Source organism: Vibrio sp. G-C-1 (assembly GCF_021728015.1).
In the GTDB taxonomy this organism is placed as follows: domain Bacteria; phylum Pseudomonadota; class Gammaproteobacteria; order Enterobacterales; family Vibrionaceae; genus Vibrio; species Vibrio splendidus.
In genome coordinates this window covers 324,895-345,702 of record NZ_JAKKCR010000002.1, presented here as the reverse complement: position 1 = coordinate 345,702, position 20,808 = coordinate 324,895, and the positions used below count along the sequence as shown (strand labels likewise).

Genomic DNA, 20,808 nt, shown 5'->3' with positions numbered 1-20,808 from the left:
TATTGTTCATATTATCAAGATGGCGCTCGGTTACTTGTTCGTCAGGTCAAACAAGTCCGCCTAAATCCATTTTTTGAAAACGTCATTTGATGATGAATCCGCAGCTGACGGCAATATACACGGGGAAAGTGACCTTGTTATTTCAATGGTCTTTCGAAATTGTATGAGAACATTTCACGGTAATTTTTAGCTCAAAGCCTTTTCATCAAATAACCAGATACGAAAACGCCCAGCGGAAGGCTGGGCGTGAAATCATGGAAGAAATTAACTGGCTCTAATCTTGGTGATTAGATGATTCCGCTAACTTAAACTCTTGAGTTAATGAGAATTGCTGTTGCGACATGGTTTCAAGCTGTTGACCGTGGGAAAAAAGCACTTGGGAACGTTGCGAGTTATCTTCAGCCAAGGTGTGTATCTGACTGATATTTTGAGTGACTTGAGAGGCAACGACTTGATGCTCTGTCGTCGCGGTCGCGATTTGATGACTCCTTTGCTCAACCTCATTAAGCAGATCAGACACCGTCGATATCGAGTGATTCACTTCGCCGGTTTGTTCTACGCATTGAACCATACCCACCACGCACTGATCGATCTGTTCAACCGCCAGTTTAGAGCTAGTTTGCAACTGCTCGATCTTGTTGTGTATCTCTTGTGTAGAAGCATTAGTTTTGGCCGCTAACACGCGAACCTCATCCGCAACCACAGAGAAACCACGCCCTTGCTCTCCAGCTCGCGCAGCTTCTATTGCCGCATTCAACGCCAGTAAATTGGTTTGCTCAGAGATCCCAGATATCACATCCAGAATGGACCCAATACTGGCGCTTTCGCTTTCAAGCTGACCAATGGTCGCCGTTGATTCCGCCAGCTTATTTTCTAAGCTGCCCATCAATTCAACGCTTTTATCCATGGTCTTTTGCCCATCACTGGAACTGGATACCGCGTCGGTCACTAGCGTTAGAGTTTGATTGGCCGCCTGAGTGATTTCCGTCACTGAGCACTCAATTTGTTCCATCGCTGTCGCTACCATCACCGTTTGATTGGTTTGTTCTTGCATCGCTTCACTCAGAGAACGGCTGGTGCTTTGGTTTTCAAGGGAAGCTTCCTTTAAACGTGTTGAGGAGTGGCGCATGTTGTCAATCATTTGGGTCAGGTGACTGATCACCAAATTGACTTTATCGCTCACCAAACCAAATTCATTATTGGCTTGATACTGAACCATCACGCTCAAGTCTTTTTTGGCGACTTGGTCTAGTGCACTTTGCAGTAATTTACTTGGCTTGCGAATCCCTTTAGCAATGTTCAGCCCGATTAGCAGCGCAATAAAAACCGACCCAATAGCAATGATGGCCTGCATCAAGAGTGCTTGATGAGAGAAGTCCATCGACTCGTTATATAAACGTTTAGCCGTGTCTTCCGCGTACATAGAAAGCTCATCAAAATGGCTTAACTGCACATCAATGAGCTGTTCGATCTCCACTCTTTGCTGAGCAATGCTCTCATGTAGCTTCACGGTTTCCATATGCGTTGACACAGATCCTTGCGCTGAAAATACATGTGAAGCGAGCAGTGATAAAGACTGTTTACTGCGGCGTAACAAAGATGAGTCCAGATTATCCAAATCTGATACAGCTTGTTCGAATCGCTCTTTACGACTTTGTAGACGACGCTCAACACCACGAACCTCCGATGACGTTTGCAGCGAGAAAGCTTCATTTGCTTCTGCAGCAATCAAACTCAATTGAACCAATAATGCTTCTACCGCTTTTTGCGTTGCATCTGAGCTTGCGCTCGCCAATTGATTCACCAAGGTGTTATTGAGTTGTCCTACCACAGATTGAAATTGTTCCTGCTCCATCGAACCGAGATCTTTACTATCCAAATAAGAGACGTATAAGTTTAAGGACTGCTCTACCTTATTGATGGTGGCAACGCCCGTTTCTTCAATATTTTGGAGTATGGGTTCAAGTGGTGAGCCCGATTCAGCCTTGCCATCAAACCAATTTAACTGCTGCTGATATTGCTCGATATTACTCAAAACGGTTTGTTTCAGCGGTTCGAGCTCATCAATGTAGTTCGCGGATAAATAGGGAGTAGTGCTGCGATTAATGTCCAAAAAACGAATGGTGAGCGTGGAGGATTGGAGCATTAAAGGAGTGGCTTGTTGAGTTATGGTTTCGATGTGTGAGGTTATGTTCTTGTTGCTGCTAATACTCAACCATGCGCTACCCAGCATGATTACTATCAGCGTAAAGAAACCTAAATAAACTCGAGACACGATGGAAGAAAGTCTCATCGTTATTCCTTGATCTAGTGGCGAAAAAAAGGGCACAAAAATGTGCCCAAGAATGGAGTTAATTGAAACGTGCCCTAATCAATCTGCCTTTAGGGCTAAAATGGACAGTATTACGTGCTCTTAACAAGCATAGATATTTGAAAGCATGGCTCCTTGAAAATATGCCAAATTCAAAGAGCACCGCTTTCTATACCTGTGATTACCACCAAGCTTCAAACATTGCGCCGAACGACAATGTATCAACATTGGTTGTCTTCACTGTGTTGCCTTTCGTTTCTACATCACCCACAGTTGTGTAGAAGCGAAGCATTGGACGACTCCAAGGTAAGCCACCTAGAGAAACGTTTTGAGACAGAGTGACTTTCCACGCATTCTCTTCACCGTCGTCATCGTAATCAACCATGCCGTAGCCAGCTTCTAACCATGTAGAGTGAACATCATCCCATTGGTACTGTGGACGAACGATACCAGCGTATTCAGTATTCTCACGATCTAAGTCTGAGCCAGAATTGTCTTTGTAAGACACTAAGTAATCAATGATGAACTGTTCAGATGCAGCGTAGCTACCCTCAACACTTGCATACAAAGTCTGGTAATCACCTTTAAGGTCATATACCGATGAATCGGCACCGTCACCGTACTTAACAACCAACTTGTTAGACTCACCCAAGCCTAATGTTGCACCTACTAGGTAGGCCGTTTCATCACTGACTTTTTGTCCTTGAGTCACGACAGGCTGCATTGAATCTGTCACTGGATCGTATACGTACTCAGTCGTCGTAGACGTATCCGCTTCGCTCGATGCAAAACCGTAGTTCGCGTAAAAATCCAGATTACCAATACCTGCGTCAATACTGTGTAGCTTCGCGGTTACAGCGTATCGACCATTATCATTGACGAGGCCGCCTTTCACTTGGCCTACAAAGCCCATATCCAGCTTCGCGCCGCCGAAATCTAGGCTGTTAAAGCCAGCGCCTTGACCATCGTGTGTCATCCAGAAGTAATCATTCAAACCTTGTTGCGGACGTTGATGGAAGTCGCGACCAGCCCACATGTAAAGTTCTGGTTGGCTTTCAAATACGTTAGTTACACCAGCGTACATTTTTTTCATGCTCAAGCCGCCGTCGTCAGCCCAAGCGTCTGCTTCCCAGTGGTCAGCCATGAATACGATGTCCCAAATCGCACCATTGTCAGCTTGGAAAAGCTTAGCTAGCTGAACCTCACCACCATTAGCTTCGTTACCCAAACGACCGACAGAACGACCTGTTGTACCGATGTCTACGTAACGCTCATCACCGCTCTTGTAGTGAGCGCCGTAACGAGCATAACCAGAGAAGACGATGCCTTCTGGCACCTTAGTTTCTGCAGTTAGGACAGCAGGCTGTTGATCGTTGACATAATCAATATCCACAACCTTAGATTCTAACTCTTGGATTCGTTTTTCTAATGCTTCGATATTAGTATCAGCAGCAAAAGAAGAGAGTGAAGCAAGCGATGCCGCCACTGCGACCGTTATTGGCAAAAGCTTAAATTTTTGCATTGTATTTCCCTATTATTTTTTTGAGTTTTCATCGAACAGGGAAATATTAAGCAATGAAAGAGTTGAAAAGTTGGTCGCTGTTCACACTGATAAATCAGCTTAAATGCCATGAAACTTTTAGAAAACCCATGACTAAAACTACTGACTTTAGATCAACAGGTTATAGTGAACAATGCGTAAAATATCAGCTTGAAATCGCTTTCATTTCATCAGTAATGGTGGCGGCTATCACGTAAAAGGGTGCCGAAAAGCAAAGAGAACGAGGTGTGAATTTGATTGGTTTTCATATATATGAAAAACCTCAAAATCTAAGGCAGATTTTGAGGCTTTTTGGTCTGAGTTAAATACCCAGTTATCTAAAATCAAGTATTCGCTACAATGAATCTAGGGACTCTATTCCCATATTGAACAGGGTAAATGCGTAGATATCAGCAGTAAGATCGATAGCTTTACTCAGCGGCATACCTGCCCCATGCCCTGCATTGACGTCAATACGGATCATCACTGGCACGCCACCTTCATGCTTATCTTGCAGCTCTGCAATGAATTTATAAGAGTGAGCAGGTACCACGCGATCATCGTGATCGGCTGTAGTAACCAATGTCGCAGGGTAATCCGCGCCGCGCACCACATTATGAACCGGAGAATAACCAAGCAGGTATTCAAACATCTCTTTATTCTGCGCTGACGTGCCGTAGTCGTACGCCCAGCCTTCACCAGACGTGAATGTGTGGTAACGCAACATGTCCAACACACCAACCGCAGGTAAAGCTACTTGGAAAAGCTCTGGCCTTTGAGTCATACAAGCGCCTACCAGCAAGCCTCCGTTAGAGCCGCCGCGAATCGCCAACTTATCGCTACTGGTGTAGTTTTCTGCGATTAAGAACTCGGCAGCAGCAATGAAGTCGTCAAAGACATTCTGCTTTTTCTGCTGAGTTCCGGCTTTGTGCCACGCCTTACCATACTCACCACCGCCACGCAGATTTGGCACCGCATATACGCCACCCAGTTCTAGCCAACTGCCAACCGTGCCCGAGAAAGAAGGCGTTAGGCTAACGTTAAAGCCACCATAGGCGTACAACATAGTTGGATTATTGCCGTCTAACACTAATCCCTTCTTGTAAGAGATAAGCATCGGAACCTTGGTGCCATCCTTCGAGGTATAGAAGACTTGTTTAGACTCAAATTGATCCGGCTCAAACGGAGACTCAGAGCGTTGGTAGATTTCAGAGCTTCCAGATTCAACATCAAAAGAGAAAATCGTTGGCGACGTTACATAGTTGGTAAAGGTGTAATGAAGCTGGGTTTGCTCTTTTTTACCACCCAAACCACTAGCCGTTCCTAGCCCAGGTAAATGAATTTCACGAACCAGATTGCCTTGGTAATCCAGCTGCTCAATCTTAGACACCACATCGACCATGTAGTGGGCAAACAAGTAACCACCACCCGTGCTGATATCTAACGGCTGTGGCTTTTCAGGAATGATATCGAGCCACTGTTGACTGCTAGTATCAAAGCTCACGACCTTGCCATTAGGCGCATCGAGATTGGTGTATAGAATGAAGGTCTCATCTTGGTTATCGATGAGATAAGTGTCGCTATCCACATGATCAATCAGCGTGTTCAGCGATTGTTCCTCTGAACCTAAATCGATATAGAACAGTCTGTTACCCGATGTCGACTCTCGCCCTAGAATGATCAAGTAACGGTCGTCTTCGGTGGTATAGCCTGATACATAGCGGTGCTGCTCAGCGTTGTTCTCGCCAAAAACCACTTTGTCGCTAGCTTGCTCTGTACCCAACTCATGGAAGTAAAGTTTGTGCTGTTCGGTACGTGCAGAAAGCTGGCTGCCGTCTGGCTTGTCGTAACTAGAGTAATAAAAGCCACGATTACCCAACCAAGAAATGCCGGTGAACTTCGCATCGGTGATTTCGACTTCAAGCTGCTGTTTAGTCTCGGTATCGATAACAAAAATCTTGCGCCAGTCGCTACCACCCTCTGAAATACTGTACGCCACTAGGCTGTAATCTTTAGAAAACGACACCGAACCCAGTGATGTGGTGCCATCTTCCGAGAAAGTGTTCGGATCTAGGAAAATTTCTTCTTGTTGCCCTTCTTTGTGACGATAGAGAATGCTGTGATTCTGCAGGCCATCGTTCTTATAGAAATAGGTGTACTCACCTCGAACAAACGGCTGCGAGCTCTTTTTGTAGTCTTGCGCTTTCGCTAATCGCTCTCGCAGTTCAGCGCGATACGGAATTTGAGCAAGGTAATCGAACGTGACCTCATTTTGGCTCGCCACCCACTGCGCGGTTTCGTCGCTTCTGTCGTCTTCTAACCAGCGATAAGGGTCTTCAACTATGTGATCAAAATAGTCATCGCTGACGATCTGTTTGTTGGTGACTGGATATTGATACTCTTTTAAATAGCTCATCGTGATCCTTATTAAAAATAATGTGAAATCGTCAGGTAACGTGTTCTGATGTGTTCAATCAATAACTTAATCTTGTTCGGTGGCTGGCGCGTAAAGGGGTACACCGCATAAATACCGAGCTTCTTGCCGACTAAATCAGGGAAGATATCCACCAGCTGGCCGTTGCGAATGTCGTGATAAACCAGACAGCGCGGTACATACGCGACCCCATGACCGCCCAAAGCGGCTTTTCGTAATGCCGTCGCATTATCGGTAGAAAAAGAGCCCGAGACGCGCACTATGTATTTATCGTTATCAGTAAAGCCATCTTTACTATGCAGAAATTGCCACTCACTGGCACCCGTTGTTTGATAAGCGTATTGCAGACAATTGTGCTCAACCAAATCCTTGGGCTGCATCGGCTTACCATTCTTGGCGATATAAGACGGAGAAGCACATACCACCCATTGAGAGTCCAAGATATGACGGGCAATTAAGCTGGAGTCTTCCAAGTAGCCGGTTCGAATCACTAAGTCGAGGCCATCATCGACCAGATCCACAAAGCGATTGTTAAGTGACATATCAACCGTTAAACCTGGGTGCATATTACAAAACTCGGCAACAGCATCTGCCAGAATCAAATCTCCGGAGATAGTAGGCACTGACATTTTGATATGACCACTAACATTTTCACCAAAGCCTGAAACTGCGTCCATAGCCTCTTGAGCCGCCTGCTTCACATTTTTGGCTCCGTGTAACATTGCCTTACCCGCCTCGGTAAGCGTCAATTTACGCGTGGTTCGATATAATAGCTGCACGCCAATCTCTTCTTCCAAACGCGCAATTCTCTTACTAACTACCGAATTTGTAAGGTTATTTTGCTCTGCCACCTTACTAAAACTGCCCAGCTCTACTACCTGTGAAAACAGGATCAAATCGTCTGCTCGCATTTGATTATGCCAATTTTGGAATTAATTATTTTCATTATTTCCCTATATCAATAAAAAATAAAGGGGTAAATTCACGCCAAATTAACAAAACAATTACAAAAACAGCTTTTGCAATCACATCGGTTACAAATAAAGCGACTCTAATTACAACAATTGAATCCTCGAGATTCAGATTACACCTACAAAACTAATGACGTGTTATTCACTTCAAACATGAACGTTTGAAAACAAGTACGAGGAAGTACCCATGAGTGAAACTCTACTAGCATTATTGGCCTTTTCGCCAATAGTTGTTGCAGCGATTCTGCTGGTTGGCCTTAACTGGCCTGCAAAAAAAGCGATGCCCGTGGCATTTGCGTTAACCGTTGCTATCGCCCTATTCGCATGGGATATGTCTAGCACTCGCGTGCTGGCTTCAGTATTCCAAGGCTTCGGCATTACCGTGTCGGTTCTCTGGATTGTGTTTGGCGCCATCTTCTTATTAAACACTTTGAAACACACCGGAGCTATCACCACCATCCGCAACGGCTTTACTGACATATCAGCAGACCGTCGTGTACAAGCGATCATCATCGCTTGGTGTTTTGGTTCATTCATTGAAGGTGCATCTGGCTTCGGCACACCCGCTGCAATCGCCGCTCCATTGTTGGTTGCCATCGGCTTCCCAGCATTAGCCGCTGTACTGATGGGCATGATGATTCAATCTACGCCAGTATCATTCGGCGCGGTGGGTACACCTATCATTGTTGGCGTAAACAAAGGTTTGGATACGCACAACATTGGTGAAAGCCTGATTGCCAATGGTTCAACATGGGATGCTTACCTACAACAGATCACATCAAGTGTTGCAATCATCCACGCCTGCGTTGGTGTGATGATTCCTGTCTTGATGGCGATGATGCTGACTCGCTTCTTCGGTAAGAACAAAAGCTGGACTGAAGGTCTTGATATCCTGCCGTTCGCACTGTTCGCCGGTGCTGCTTTCACTATTCCCTACGCACTAACGGGTGTTTTCCTAGGTGCTGAGTTCCCATCACTGATTGGTGGTTTGGTTGGCCTTGCGATTGTTGTAACAGCAGCAAAACGCGGCTTCCTAGTACCTAAATCAAAATGGGACTTCGAAAGCGAAGATAAGTGGCCAGCAGAATGGCTAGGCTCTTTGAAAATCGATCTAGATGACACTCATTCAAACAGTAAGCAAGGTCATAAGAAAATGAGCATGGCGATGGCATGGGCACCTTACGTGCTGCTCGCTGTCACTCTAGTTGCTAGCCGTGTGAGCCCTGAGTTCAAAGGCCTACTTAAGAGCGTTAGCCTTTCTTTCAGCAACATCCTTGGCGAGACCGGTGTAAGCACAGCGATTCAACCTCTGTATCTACCAGGCGGCATCTTAGTCTTCGTCGCGTTGGTTGCGGTTCTAATGCAATCTCGCAGTGCAGCTCCACTGGCTAAAGCCTTTGGTGAGTCGAGCAAAACTCTGATAGGCGCTGGCTTTGTGTTGGTGTTCACTATCCCAATGGTTCGTATCTTCATTAATTCTGGCGTGAACGGCGCTGATTTAGCAAGTATGCCAGTAACCACTGCAAACTTTGCAGCTGACCTAGTCGGCGGCGCATTCCCAGCGTTAAGTGCCACGGTGGGTGCGTTAGGTGCCTTCATTGCAGGTTCGAACACCGTTTCAAACATGATGTTCAGCCAGTTCCAATTCGAAGTAGCACAAACACTGTCTATCTCTAGTGCTGTGGTTGTTGCTCTGCAAGCCGTTGGTGCTGCAGCAGGTAACATGATTGCGATTCACAACGTGGTAGCCGCATCGGCGACCGTAGGCTTATTAGGACGCGAAGGCGCAACACTACGTAAGACTATCATCCCAACGTTCTACTACTTGGTGATGACAGGAATCATCGGCCTAGTGGTTATCTACGGCTTCAAAATGACAGACGCACTTATGTAAACCATAAGTCGTTACAAAAGCACTTGGCGTTAATACTCAATTCCCCGACTGCAACACCGTCTAATAAGACAGTTGATGAGTTTCGGAATGGATACTAAAACACATCAACACCCCGGGTATTAACGCCATTTTATTGCTTAACTGTTTCACTGTTTATTTGCTTCACAGGTTAATTGCTTCATAGATTAATTGCTTCACTGGTTATTTTATTTATCGATGAGTTGCTTCACCGATTAAGAAACAACAAACACTTACTTTTCAAGAATTAAAGCAGCCCAAGCCAAGCTCTCATAGAAGGGCAACATCCCAAGAATTTAGGACTGAAATTATGATCATATCCGCATCGACTGATTACCGCACCGCAGCAAAAGCGAAATTACCACCGTTTCTTTTCCACTACATTGACGGCGGTTCTTACGGAGAACATACCCTACGCCGCAACACCGCCGATCTTGCAGAGATCGCGCTCAAGCAACGTGTCCTCAATGACATGTCAGACCTAAATTTAGAAACCGAGTTGTTTGGCGAAAAGCTGGCCATGCCGATTGCATTAGCTCCGGTTGGCCTAACAGGCATGTATGCACGACGTGGTGAAGTACAAGCAGCAAAAGCCGCAGACAACAAAGGCATCCCTTTTACGATGTCGACCGTGTCGGTATGCCCGATTGAAGAAGTCGCACCTAAGATTGAGCGCCCAATGTGGTTCCAACTTTACGTGCTAAAAGATCGTGGCTTCATGAAGAACGTATTGGAACGTGCCAAAGCGGCAGGCGTAACAACGCTGGTATTTACGGTAGACATGCCTGTACCTGGCGCTCGCTACCGTGACATGCACTCAGGAATGAGCGGTCCAAATGCAGCAATACGTCGTGTATTCCAATCTATGCGTCATCCTAGCTGGGCAGTTGATGTTGGCCTACTTGGTAAACCGCACGACCTTGGCAATATCTCTACTTACCGAGGTTCTCCAACCAAACTGGAAGACTACATCGGTTGGTTGGGTGACAACTTCGACCCGTCGATTTCATGGAAAGACCTAGAGTGGATCCGTGATTTCTGGGATGGCCCAATGGTCATCAAAGGCATTCTTGATGAAGAAGATGCAAAAGACGCCGTGAGATTTGGCGCAGACGGTATCGTAGTTTCAAACCACGGTGGTCGTCAGCTAGATGGTGTTCTATCAAGTGCTAAAGCACTGCCTGCAATTGCAGACGCGGTAAAAGGCGACACCAAGATTCTGGTCGACTCTGGCATTCGTACTGGCTTAGATGTGGTTCGCATGATGGCGATGGGCGCAGACTGCACCTTGCTTGGTCGCTCTTTCGTTTACGCGTTAGCAGCGCAAGGACAAGCAGGCGTTGAGAACCTACTCGACCTTTACGACAAAGAGATGCGCGTTGCGATGACTCTAACTGGCGCCAAGACAATCAAAGACTTAACTCGTGATTCTCTGGTGGGGCTAGATTAAACTTCAACGATTTAGGTTCGGATTCGGACTAATGCTTTGGTCTACTTAGACTGAAGTTCAATCGGTGTCACAGCAATTCCACTGCCGTTGTGACACCGTTTAAGCACTGGAAAATAATATAAAAAACAAATCAGTGCCAAATAAGAAGCACAAGGAAGCAAAGATGGAGACAAACACATCCCATGAGCGAGTAGTAGACGCACAAGCTTATCAGCAGCTTGAAGCGATACTGGCTCAAAGAATAGAAACAGAACGCATTGTCACTCAAGAGGCAAAGCGCTTGGCTTACGGCACCGATGCGAGTTTTTATCGCTTGGTGCCGAAAATGGTTCTAAGGCTCAAGAACTTAGACGAAGTCATATTCACCATTCAAAGCTGCCGTGAACTCGGTATTCATTTTACCTTCCGCGCCGCAGGCACCAGCCTGTCAGGACAAGCGGTTTCAGACTCGGTACTCATCACACTGACCGATGACTGGCGTGGCCACGAAATTGTCGATAACGGCAATCAGATCATCCTTCAACCGGGTGTAATTGGCGCTGATGCTAATAAATACCTTGCCCCTTTCCAGCGTAAAATCGGCCCAGATCCAGCTTCAATCAATACCTGTAAAATCGGTGGCATCGCGGCGAATAACGCCAGCGGCATGTGTTGTGGTACTGCGCAAAACTCGTATCGCACCGTTGAGAGCATGAAAATCGTATTGAGTGATGGCTCCCTGCTTGATACGGCTGACAACGCAAGTGTTGAGGCATTCAAGCAATCACACAAAGCTCTGTTTGAAGGCATTGTCGAATTACATCAACAGACAGCTTCAAACCAAGAACTCGCAGACAGAATCCGCCACAAGTACCGCCTCAAAAACACCACTGGCTACGCTCTGAATGCCTTGGTCGATTACCACGATCCAATTGAGATCATCAAACACCTGATGATTGGCTCAGAAGGCACACTAGGTTTCATTGCTGAGATTACCTACAACACGGTTATCGAACATCCGAACAAAGCTTCGGCTCTGTTAGTGTTTGCCGACATCGAACAAGCCAGTAAAGCCGTTACTACGCTATCAAAAACGCCGGTTGCTGCGGTGGAATTGATGGATGGCAGAGCACTGCGTTCAGTAGCGGATAAACCGGGCATGCCTGCGTTTATGCCGAGCTTAGATTTAGAAGCGGCGGCAATTTTAGTTGAATCACACGCCAGCTCCCAGCCGGACTTAGATTTACAATGTAAATCAATTTTGGGTGCATTGACTGAGTACACTATTGTTGAATCAGTGCCTTTCACTTCTGATCCAAAGACAGTCGCAACCCTATGGGGCATTCGAAAAGGCATGTTCCCAGCAGTTGGCGCCGTGCGTGAAGTCGGCACAACCGTTATCATTGAAGACGTAGCTTTCCCTGTCGAAAACCTCGCTAACGGCATTCGAGAGCTACAAGAACTGTTCGACAAATACGATTACAGCGAAGCGATCATTTTCGGTCACGCCCTCGAAGGCAACCTGCACTTTGTATTTACTCAAGGCTTCGACAGCCAAACAGAAATCGACCGCTACGGCGGTTTCATGGATGACGTTGCCGAACTGGTTGCGGTGAAATACCAAGGTTCTCTGAAAGCAGAGCATGGTACTGGTCGTAACATGGCACCTTATGTGGAGCTAGAATGGGGCAAAGATGGCTATGCCTTGATGCAACAGATCAAAGCGCTGTTTGACCCAGAAAGACTGCTCAACCCCGGCGTTATCATCAACGACAATCCAAATTCACACATCACCAATTTGAAGCCAATGCCTGCTGCTGACGACCTTGTCGACCGCTGTATTGAATGTGGCTTCTGTGAACCTGTTTGTCCGTCTCGTACGCTGACTCTATCACCACGCCAACGCATTGTTCTGTACCGAGAACTACAACGCCGCCGAGCTGCGGGCGAAGAGATAGAAGCAAGTGAGCTAGAGAAAACCTTCGAATACCAAGGCATTGATACCTGCGCGGCGACAGGCCTGTGTGCCGAACGTTGTCCAGTGGGAATCAACACCGGCGATTTGATCAAGAAGCTTCGTATTGCCAAATACGAGAAATTTACGCCCATCGCTAAGTGGACAGCGGATCATTTCTCGACCACAACAAAACTGACTAAAGCTGGCCTCAAAACCAACCAAGTGGCGAGCAAAGTATTAGGCGCAAATACTGTCGGCAAGCTAACCAACGGCTTGCGCTCTATCACCAAAGGCGCGACACCCGTTTGGATGCCTGAGATGCCACAATCCAATAGCCACTCGCTAGTCTCATCACCAGTGACGGCAGAATCCTCAAGCAATCATAAGAAGGTGGTTTACCTCCCTTCCTGTGCCAGTCGCACCATGGGACAACAGAGTGATGCGGGCGACCAACGTCCTCTAACGGAAGTGACCATGTCTTTGCTTAACAAAGCCGGATTTGAGGTGATTCTTCCGAAGAAGCTAGATGACCAATGTTGTGGCATGCCTTACGACAGCAAAGGAATGACCGATTTAGCCCAATCTAAAGCGCAACAGCTCGAAGAAGTGTTGTGGCAAGCCAGTCGTCAGGGTGAATACCCAGTCTTAATGGATACTAGCCCATGTGCTAAACGCAGTATTGAACAGTTCACCAAACCGTTAGAGGTACTAGAGCCAACAGGGTTTGTGAATCAATACTTGCTTGAGCACCTGACACTTGAGCCGCTGCAAGAAACCGTGATGCTGCATGTGACTTGTAGCTCTCGTCGAATGGGTTTGGAAGGCGCGATGTTGAGCCTTGCTAAAGCCTGTACCGAAGAGGTCATCGTTCCTGAACATATTCAATGCTGTGGTTGGGCGGGTGATAAAGGTTTTACCACTCCAGAGCTGAATGAAGCGGCGGTACACCCACTCAAAGAGCAAGTGCCGAGCAACTGTACTCGTGGGTTCAGTAACAGTCGAACCTGTGAGATCGGTTTGTCACATCACAGTGGCATTCCGTATCAATCAATCTTGTACTTGGTGGACGAAGTCGCGCAATAGCGGAGCCTCCCCACTTAAGGTATCGAGCAATTAGCTTAAACCTACAACGAAAAATGGCAGCCCAATCAGGCTGCCATTTCTTTATTCGATTTAAAACGTATTACCGAGCTAGATCTTGATGAGCTAACGGCTACTGAGCTAGGTGTATCAACTCTTCTGGCGAGTAGTGTTCTGCTTCTGCACCTTTGGCGATTAAGTCGATCACTTGAAATTCGCTCATGTCACCAAACTCTTTGGTTAAGTAATCACGAAACGCTTTCTCGTTCGGCCACTTACCTCGCACGATATAGCCCTCTTCTTTATCGAAATCTTCTGTTTCAAAGAAGGAAAAGTCGGTCATACCAATATTGTGGCAATACAAAACGAGATACATGTTGAATCCTTAACGCTGAACATTTAACTAAGCTAAAAACCGATCGACAACCGATCCGAAAGCCAATTCTAAAAAACAGGCTCAAGGTTACAACATAAAAAGCAAATCGAACACTCAATCGAATAGCTCATCGATAACTTAAGCAACCTGCACTTTTTCGTTAATCATCAAACATCATGTTAATTGCCGCACCTAACAGAATCAGCCCAACGATTGGCCCCATGACTGCCAATGGCGCGCGTTCAATGTAGGGCAAGTTTTCTGCAATCATCAAACCCCATTCCGGTGCAGGCGGTTTCGCACCTAAGCCGATGAAGCTAAGCGAGGTCAGGCTCAATGTGATTACTGGCAGCCTCAACATCGCGTGCCTTAGCAAAGGTGGCAATACATAAGGAAGCAAGTAGAAGCGGAAGATTCGAAGCTTGCTAGTTCCCCACAATGGCGCGAGGTGCGTATATGGTTGAGCCTTGGCTTCTACGATCAAGCTTGAGCAGTGGGCGGCTAACGGCGCCCACGACACCAATACAATCGCGATTAATGCGCTGTTCGGATTCATGCCCGTTAAGCCAGCAACCAACAGGCCAGCAATGATGTAAGGAATACCTTTAGTGATCTCGATAAGACCTTGGCTAAAGCGGGTATTGAAGCCCATGATGATGCCTGTCGCCAAACTCAAAAACGTTGCCAAGATACCGGCTTGGAAGGTCGCGACCATACCGGAACCGATTCTCGCTAACAGATCTCGGCCAATGCCATCCGCACCCAATGGTGCTTGCCAACTTGGATCTGCTAAACGAGAAAATTGACTGGTGTATGGGTCACGAAATGCAGCCCAAACCACGATAGCAATCAGGAATGAGAATATTGAAAAAGCAACAGCACGCTTGGTGCGGCTTTGCGTAAAACAAAACGAAGAGTGGCTGCTAATGAGCTTACCGCTTTTCAGGCTGTGACCAAGAATCAGCTGTTGAACAAACAAGCTCATGCTACTCACGGCAATTGAAAATAGCAGCAATACCAATAAGCCGCCCTGCAACATTGGTAAATCTTGCGCCTTAGCTGCGCCTAGAATCATGCGTCCGATACCCGGAATCGAGAAGATAAGCTCAACCGCGACCGCACCACCAGTCAAACCAATCACGATCATCGCGATTTGTGGGATCAAGCTGCTCAGCGCTCTTTTCAGCGCAAAGCGAATAATTTGGTTGGAGTGAACGTTGGCACTGAGCCAAGTGATCACCCAAGGTTCATTTAAAACGCGTTGTAAACTGTCTCTGAGTAGACGACTAAATAGGCCACTGGCAGGCAGTGCGAGTGCTAAACTCGGTAACCAAATGTCTTGCCAGCCTTGCCAACCATACGGTGGTAGCCAACCTAACCAGATTGAGAACACCAGTATTAATACCGAGGCCATCACGTACTCTGGCAAGGATATTAATACGGTGCTTAAACTGCTGTAACTCTGCCCTAGTTTGCCCTTCTTCCAACTGCGCAAAGTAGCAAGCAAGCCTGCACCGCACAGCACGAAAGTCATCACAAGTGCGCTCGACATCAGAAACAGAGACGTCGACGCTGTCTTCTGAATGCCTAGTGCAACCGAAGAACCATCAATCCATGATTTCCCTAGATCACCCAAAAAAGCACTTCCTACCCAGTCAATCAGGCGCTCGCTTGCCGAACGGTCAAGCTGAAGATCAGCGCGTACCGCTGCTAAAGCTTCAGGCGTAAGCAGGTGTTGTTGCCCCGCCCTCGCACGCAGAATGGATTGGCTTGGGTCGATGCCTGCAATGTCAGGCATCAAGCCAACAAGAATCACCACCACAATCAGTGAGGCAATTCTTGATAGCCAAGGCGTCAAGATAAATAAGGTTCGACGCAGAGTTTCAGCAGATAACATCTATTTAGTTAGCCTATTTCACTTGTTTGATCTGTGTAGCTTGGTCAACTAAACGACGCTCACTTGGGTCACGAACCACATTGCTCACGCGCTCGCTTTCACCTTGAATCACACATTCGTGAAGCAATGGAATCGCAGCAAAGTCATTGAGGATTTTTTGCTCGGCTTCGATGATCGCTTGCTGACGTAGTGCACCTAGTGGTTGCAAATCAGCATGAGCCAGCGCTTGGTCGACTTCTTGAGAGCAGAATTGACCAAGGTTGAATGAACCCTTACAACCAAAGTCACTCATCATGTAAGCCACTGGGTCACCCGAATCTAGAACCGTTGCACGAGAAAGGATGAACGCATCAAACTTGCCTGACAGTGCATCGTTTTCAATCTGAGCGTATTCACGGATATCCAGCTCAACGTTAAAACCAGCCGCTTCAAGTTGTTGTTTAAGCAGTGCTGCTACTTCTGGAAGCTCTGCACGATCGGTAAAGGTACCGATAACAATGCTTTCGCCGTTCGCTTTTAGAGTTTTGTCTACTGCCTGACCTTCAGGTCGAATTGGTTCAGCCCAAGCAAGAGCAGGACCTAATAGACCTTGTGCAATATCCGCGTGGTTCTCATAAACGGTATTCACGATTTGCTCTCGGTCCACCGCAGCTGCCGCTACCTTACGCAGTTCAATATCGCTAAATACGCCTGACTTGTTGTTCAGGTAAAGCGTATTAGTACGAGGCATTGCCACTTCATAAAGTAGGTTCGGATCAATAGTCGCGATTTGTGAAACGGGCACTGCTTCAACGATGTCTGCCGTGCCTGTTCTTAAAGCTGCAGCACGAGCAAAACCGTTAGGAACGTATTCTGCAATCACAGATTCAACTTGCGCTTTTTCACCCCAGTAGCCATCGAAACGTTTTAGCTTCGCGCTGGTTGTACCGTTAATTTCAGTCAACTCAAACGGGCCCGTACCTGCACCCATTGGGCTAACGCGGCCATCTTCTTGGTAAGCACTTGCTGCAAGAATCGCTAATTGAGGGCTTGATAAACGGCTTGGTAAAAGAGGGTCATCAAAGCTGGTCTTGATCTCTACGCGGTAGTTGTCCATCGCTTTCACTTCTAGATCGACACCATCTAGAATGCGTGGCTTAGGCGCAGCCTCAAGCGCTTTCTGCAAAGAGTTCACTACCGATTCTGCGGTTAATGTAGAGCCATCGTGGAATTTAACGCCTTGGCGAATCGTGAACTGCCAAGTCAGTGGATCAAGATGTTTCCAATCAGTCGCTAGCATTGGTTCTGCTTCTGAGGTTGGGCTCAAGTTCACTAACGTTTCAGCCGTGCTCCAACGTGATAGTTTGAACGCGTCATCAGAAAGTGGCGATAGGCCCGTTCTTGGTGGCTGCATCATCGCAACACGAATTTCAGATTTGACCGCCGCATCGCTCGACTCTGGTTGAGAGTCAAAACAGCCCGTCAAAGGCAGAGCCAACGCAAGCGCGCAAGCCAGTTTGATTGAATTAAAACGCATAGTTATTTTTCTCTGTAAGCTGTATTTCGTTAATAAACAGTATTTCGTTAATAAGCAGTATTTCGTAATAAATAAGGTTGTGTTAACAAGTAGATTTCGAAAGTGGCTGAGATTGAATCAGCAACTGAGTCGCAGGGTGAGCAGGCGTGCTCATCACTTGAGGTGTCGGTCCATGCTCCACCATCTCGCCATGGTCAAGAACCAGAATTTCTTCACAAAGCGCCTTTGCCGCACCGAGATCATGCGTCACCAAAACGATTCGCATGTCGCGCTTATTCTTCAGTGAGTTAAGTAAATCCAGCAACCTTTGACGGTTCACAGGGTCAAGGCTGGCAGTCGGCTCATCGGCCACCAACACTGCGGGTCTAACGACAAGAGCCCGAGCGATAGCCACACGTTGAGCTTGGCCTGTAGAAAGTTGATTCGGTTTCAGTGATAACAAAGTGGCAGGTAAGCCCACGTCCAATAGCGTCTCTTCAATAATGCTTTCATGATTACCAGAAACGTCTAAGTTGCTTAGCGGTTCGGCTAAGATCTGTCGAACGGTATAGTAAGGGTTGAGACTGGTATGAGGCTCTTGTGGTACCAACTGGATCAAGCGACACACCGTTGCTTGCGTTTTGCTATTGCGAATCGGCAGCGAATGGCCAAATAGGCTGATTCGGCCAACAGTCGGTGATTTTAGGCCAAATAACAGCTCGAACAGTGTCGATTTTCCGGCACCAGAACGGCCAACAATGGCTAAGCTTTTGTCTTCAACATTGAGGTCGATGTTCTGTAGCGCTTTGAACGCCTTACCCCCCAACCAACTTGGCACTGAGTAATAATGAACCCCGACATTTTGGAACTTAATCTCGATCGGTGTTTGTGTTTCTGAATCTATCACTGGCATTAACGACGAGACTTCTGAATTTAGTGGTAAGGTCGAGCTCATTCGATTAAGTCTCTCAATGAACAACAGAAAGCGTGAGAACTTGATTCAAGCGCATGTTTTGGTGCGCCGTAAGCCACCACTCCACCATCATCGATGACCAACAATTTGTCACACGCTAATGCGCTGTGCAGGTCATGAGTAATCAACAAGCCACCGATTTGTCGCTGTTTAACATTGTCTCGAATCAGCTTAAGTATCTCTTGCTCTGTCACCGGATCTAACGCGCTGGTTGGTTCATCGGCGATGATGAGATCGGCGTTACTCAGCAAGCCAATCGCAATACAAATCCGTTGGCGTTGCCCTCCCGAAATTTGGCTCGGATATAACGGCAATATAGTTTCAGGGTTAGGAAATCCAAGCTGCATTAACAATTCAGTGAGTTTGATCTTGTCTTGTGATTTAAGCTTAGTGCGCGTCCCCGTCAATGCCAAACTGAGTTGACCTTCAATGGAAACCAGAGGATTTAATGCTTGAAGCGCATCTTGAAAGATAACTGCGGGGCGCTGTGCTGCGGTTCTTTGCAACATAGGCAAGCCACACACGGCATCGCCAGAAAGAGAAATATGGCCTTCAACTTCAACCGTCTCTGGCAGAAAACCCGCAATCGCGCGTGAAAGCATCGACTTACCAATGCCTGATGGACCCATGATCGCCAACAGCTCTCCTCGATATACATCGAAATGAATATCTTGAAAAAGTGTTCTCGAAGAGGTTTTGATCGTTAATTGGTCAACAGACAGAAGTGGGGTGTTCACGCAGATACTCATAAATGGATGTTATAACATAACAACCCTATCATTAAGCCTACATGATGAAAAGCGAACATTGAACCGTATCGCATTTTATTTGCTGTTTGATTGACCATTTTTACTAGGTCATTAGATAGAAAAAGCGCCCTTAGCATAATGCTGTCAGGCGCTTTCAAAAGTACTGGCAATAACGATTGTGTTTCTAACCTAATGACACGCCGCGGATGCACCTTCTGTTGGAAGGCACTTCTGCTTAACTTGTGCGATGAACGGATACAAGAAGGCAATACGTCCAAGATAAAACAAGGTAAACGCCAACCACAAACCATGATTGCCCCACATATCGATTGATAATGCCTGTACCGCTAAGAAAACCAACAAAGTAGCGATGCTAGAGTCCCTAACCGGACGCGTGGTACCCGTTCCGGTAAAGATGCCGTAAACCGTTAATCCAAAGCCAGACACCAGCGGGAACACAATCAACCACGGAGCCATCTCTTGATATAGAGCGACAAGCGTTGGGATATCGGTAAACAAGAAGACAATGCTGTCTTTGAATACCAAGGTGAGGAAGGTCAGTACGACAATAAAACTCGCCGTCCATTGGAAGTTAAGTCTTAATACACGATCCAACATTGAAGGGTTTTTCTGACCTACCGCTTTACCCGCGAACACACTCGATGCATTGGCAATGCCGTCAAACATGTAACTGACAATGAAGGTCACCTGCATCAAGATCGCGTTAGCAGCCAGAACATCGGCACCCAGTTTAGAACCAGTACGCGCCATCATGTTGAAGAAAACTAAAATACAGATGGTACGAAGTAAGAGGTCGGTATTTGAAGAGATGATTGTCGATAGGTCTTTCTTAGTCATCTTCGAACCTTGTAGGAACTCAGAGATCGAGATATTGCTGGTCTTAATCACCAGTGTCATACCAATAGCGAAAGTAGTGACTTGTGCAATCAAACTTGCGTAGGCCACACCCGCAACACCCAAGTCGAAATAAAGTACAAACACCGCATCCAATACAATGTTCAACACGTTACCAAACACTTGTGTATAAAGAACTTCTTTGGCTTTCGCCTGCCCCATTAACCAACCAATAATGGTGTAGTTGAGCAGTACAAAAGGTGCACCATAAATCAAAATACTGAAGTAGATATGCGCGTGCTCAGCCACTTTCGCTTCAGGTTCTATCACCCACATCGCGCCTTGCCAGATTAGCGGTTGTATCAAGATAAAGATCAAACCCACCAAACCAGACAATACGAACGGGCGCATCAAGCTGCCCGCTAAATCAGAACGATTCCCTTTGCCCAGTGCCATCGCACTTTGTCCCGTGGTACTAACACGGAAAAAACCAAACAGCCAATACATGGTGTTCATAATGATGGTGCCGATCGCCACGCCACCAATCAATTCAGCAATGCCAAGTTGGCCGATAACAGCAGTATCCACCGCACCTAACAAAGGCTGTGTCACCGTAGAGATGATGAAGGGGAAGGCGATTTTAAGATAATCTTTATGGGTAATGGTCATATATTCTAGCGAGTGATATTAAGAATTATTTGCAATTAGAACGGGATGCTATCGCTTAATCCGTACGTTGTCATCAATTACTGAGGTAAATTATCAACAAGCTTTCTCTTCATTACATCACCAACATAAGATGCCTTTCAGCCATTGAGTGAGCAAATTA

At 46.6% G+C, this 20,808-nt stretch carries 13 protein-coding genes; 3 read left to right on the top strand and 10 right to left on the bottom strand.

From position 1 onward, the window contains the following. Positions 1 to 274 precede the first annotated feature (274 nt). The 4 genes from L3V36_RS04640 to L3V36_RS04625 all read right to left on the bottom strand — a co-directional run bounded on the left by L3V36_RS04640 (position 275) and on the right by L3V36_RS04625 (position 7,196). A complete protein-coding gene (locus L3V36_RS04640) occupies positions 275 to 2,293 on the bottom strand; it encodes a methyl-accepting chemotaxis protein (protein ID WP_208774393.1) in 2,019 nt (672 codons plus the stop codon). A gap of 199 nt (positions 2,294 to 2,492) precedes the next feature. Continuing rightward, positions 2,493 to 3,833 carry a carbohydrate porin gene (locus L3V36_RS04635; RefSeq protein ID WP_208774395.1) on the bottom strand — a complete coding sequence of 447 codons (1,341 nt, stop codon included), beginning with the start codon at positions 3,831 to 3,833 and terminating at the stop codon, positions 2,493 to 2,495. Positions 3,834 to 4,206: 373 nt separating this feature from the next. Continuing rightward, the gene (locus L3V36_RS04630) at positions 4,207 to 6,267 is read right to left on the bottom strand and encodes a prolyl oligopeptidase family serine peptidase (protein ID WP_208774398.1); all 2,061 of its coding nucleotides are present in this window, start codon (positions 6,265 to 6,267) and stop codon (positions 4,207 to 4,209) included. 11 nt (positions 6,268 to 6,278) lie between these two features. Then, positions 6,279 to 7,196: a LysR family transcriptional regulator gene (locus L3V36_RS04625; protein WP_017081288.1), complete on the bottom strand. Its 918-nt coding sequence runs from the start codon at positions 7,194 to 7,196 to the stop codon at positions 6,279 to 6,281. A gap of 247 nt (positions 7,197 to 7,443) precedes the next feature. Between L3V36_RS04625 and L3V36_RS04620 the strand changes: the two genes are divergently transcribed. The 3 genes from L3V36_RS04620 (at position 7,444) to L3V36_RS04610 (ending at position 13,637) form a co-directional block, all read left to right on the top strand. Beyond that, complete coding sequence (locus L3V36_RS04620; protein WP_065681024.1) at positions 7,444 to 9,150, top strand: L-lactate permease; 1,707 nt, start codon at positions 7,444 to 7,446, stop codon at positions 9,148 to 9,150. A gap of 328 nt (positions 9,151 to 9,478) precedes the next feature. After that, complete coding sequence (gene lldD, locus L3V36_RS04615; RefSeq protein ID WP_208774400.1) at positions 9,479 to 10,618, top strand: FMN-dependent L-lactate dehydrogenase LldD; 1,140 nt, start codon at positions 9,479 to 9,481, stop codon at positions 10,616 to 10,618. A gap of 163 nt (positions 10,619 to 10,781) precedes the next feature. Then, positions 10,782 to 13,637 (top strand): FAD-binding and (Fe-S)-binding domain-containing protein, encoded by a 2,856-nt coding sequence (locus L3V36_RS04610; RefSeq protein ID WP_208774402.1) that lies wholly within the window; start codon positions 10,782 to 10,784, stop codon positions 13,635 to 13,637. A gap of 130 nt (positions 13,638 to 13,767) precedes the next feature. Here the strand turns inward: L3V36_RS04610 and L3V36_RS04605 are convergent, their stop codons facing one another. The 6 genes from L3V36_RS04605 to L3V36_RS04580 all read right to left on the bottom strand — a co-directional run bounded on the left by L3V36_RS04605 (position 13,768) and on the right by L3V36_RS04580 (position 20,648). Beyond that, the gene (locus L3V36_RS04605) at positions 13,768 to 14,010 is read right to left on the bottom strand and encodes a hypothetical protein (protein ID WP_208774404.1); all 243 of its coding nucleotides are present in this window, start codon (positions 14,008 to 14,010) and stop codon (positions 13,768 to 13,770) included. A 160-nt stretch (positions 14,011 to 14,170) separates the two neighbouring features. Then, positions 14,171 to 15,907, bottom strand: a complete 1,737-nt coding sequence (locus L3V36_RS04600) for an ABC transporter permease subunit (RefSeq protein WP_208774406.1) — start codon at positions 15,905 to 15,907, stop codon at positions 14,171 to 14,173. Between the two features lie 13 nt (positions 15,908 to 15,920). Continuing rightward, entirely contained in the window at positions 15,921 to 17,423 is a 1,503-nt protein-coding gene (locus tag L3V36_RS04595; RefSeq protein WP_208774408.1) for an ABC transporter substrate-binding protein, read from the bottom strand. Between the two features lie 82 nt (positions 17,424 to 17,505). Further along, positions 17,506 to 18,357, bottom strand: a complete 852-nt coding sequence (locus tag L3V36_RS04590; protein WP_208774410.1) for an ATP-binding cassette domain-containing protein — start codon at positions 18,355 to 18,357, stop codon at positions 17,506 to 17,508. Then, positions 18,354 to 19,112, bottom strand: a complete 759-nt coding sequence (locus L3V36_RS04585; RefSeq protein ID WP_208774412.1) for an ATP-binding cassette domain-containing protein — start codon at positions 19,110 to 19,112, stop codon at positions 18,354 to 18,356. The genes L3V36_RS04590 and L3V36_RS04585 overlap by 4 nt, the downstream gene beginning before the upstream one ends. Before the next feature lie 201 nt (positions 19,113 to 19,313). Then, positions 19,314 to 20,648: an MATE family efflux transporter gene (locus tag L3V36_RS04580; RefSeq protein ID WP_208774420.1), complete on the bottom strand. Its 1,335-nt coding sequence runs from the start codon at positions 20,646 to 20,648 to the stop codon at positions 19,314 to 19,316. Positions 20,649 to 20,808: the final 160 nt, after the last annotated feature.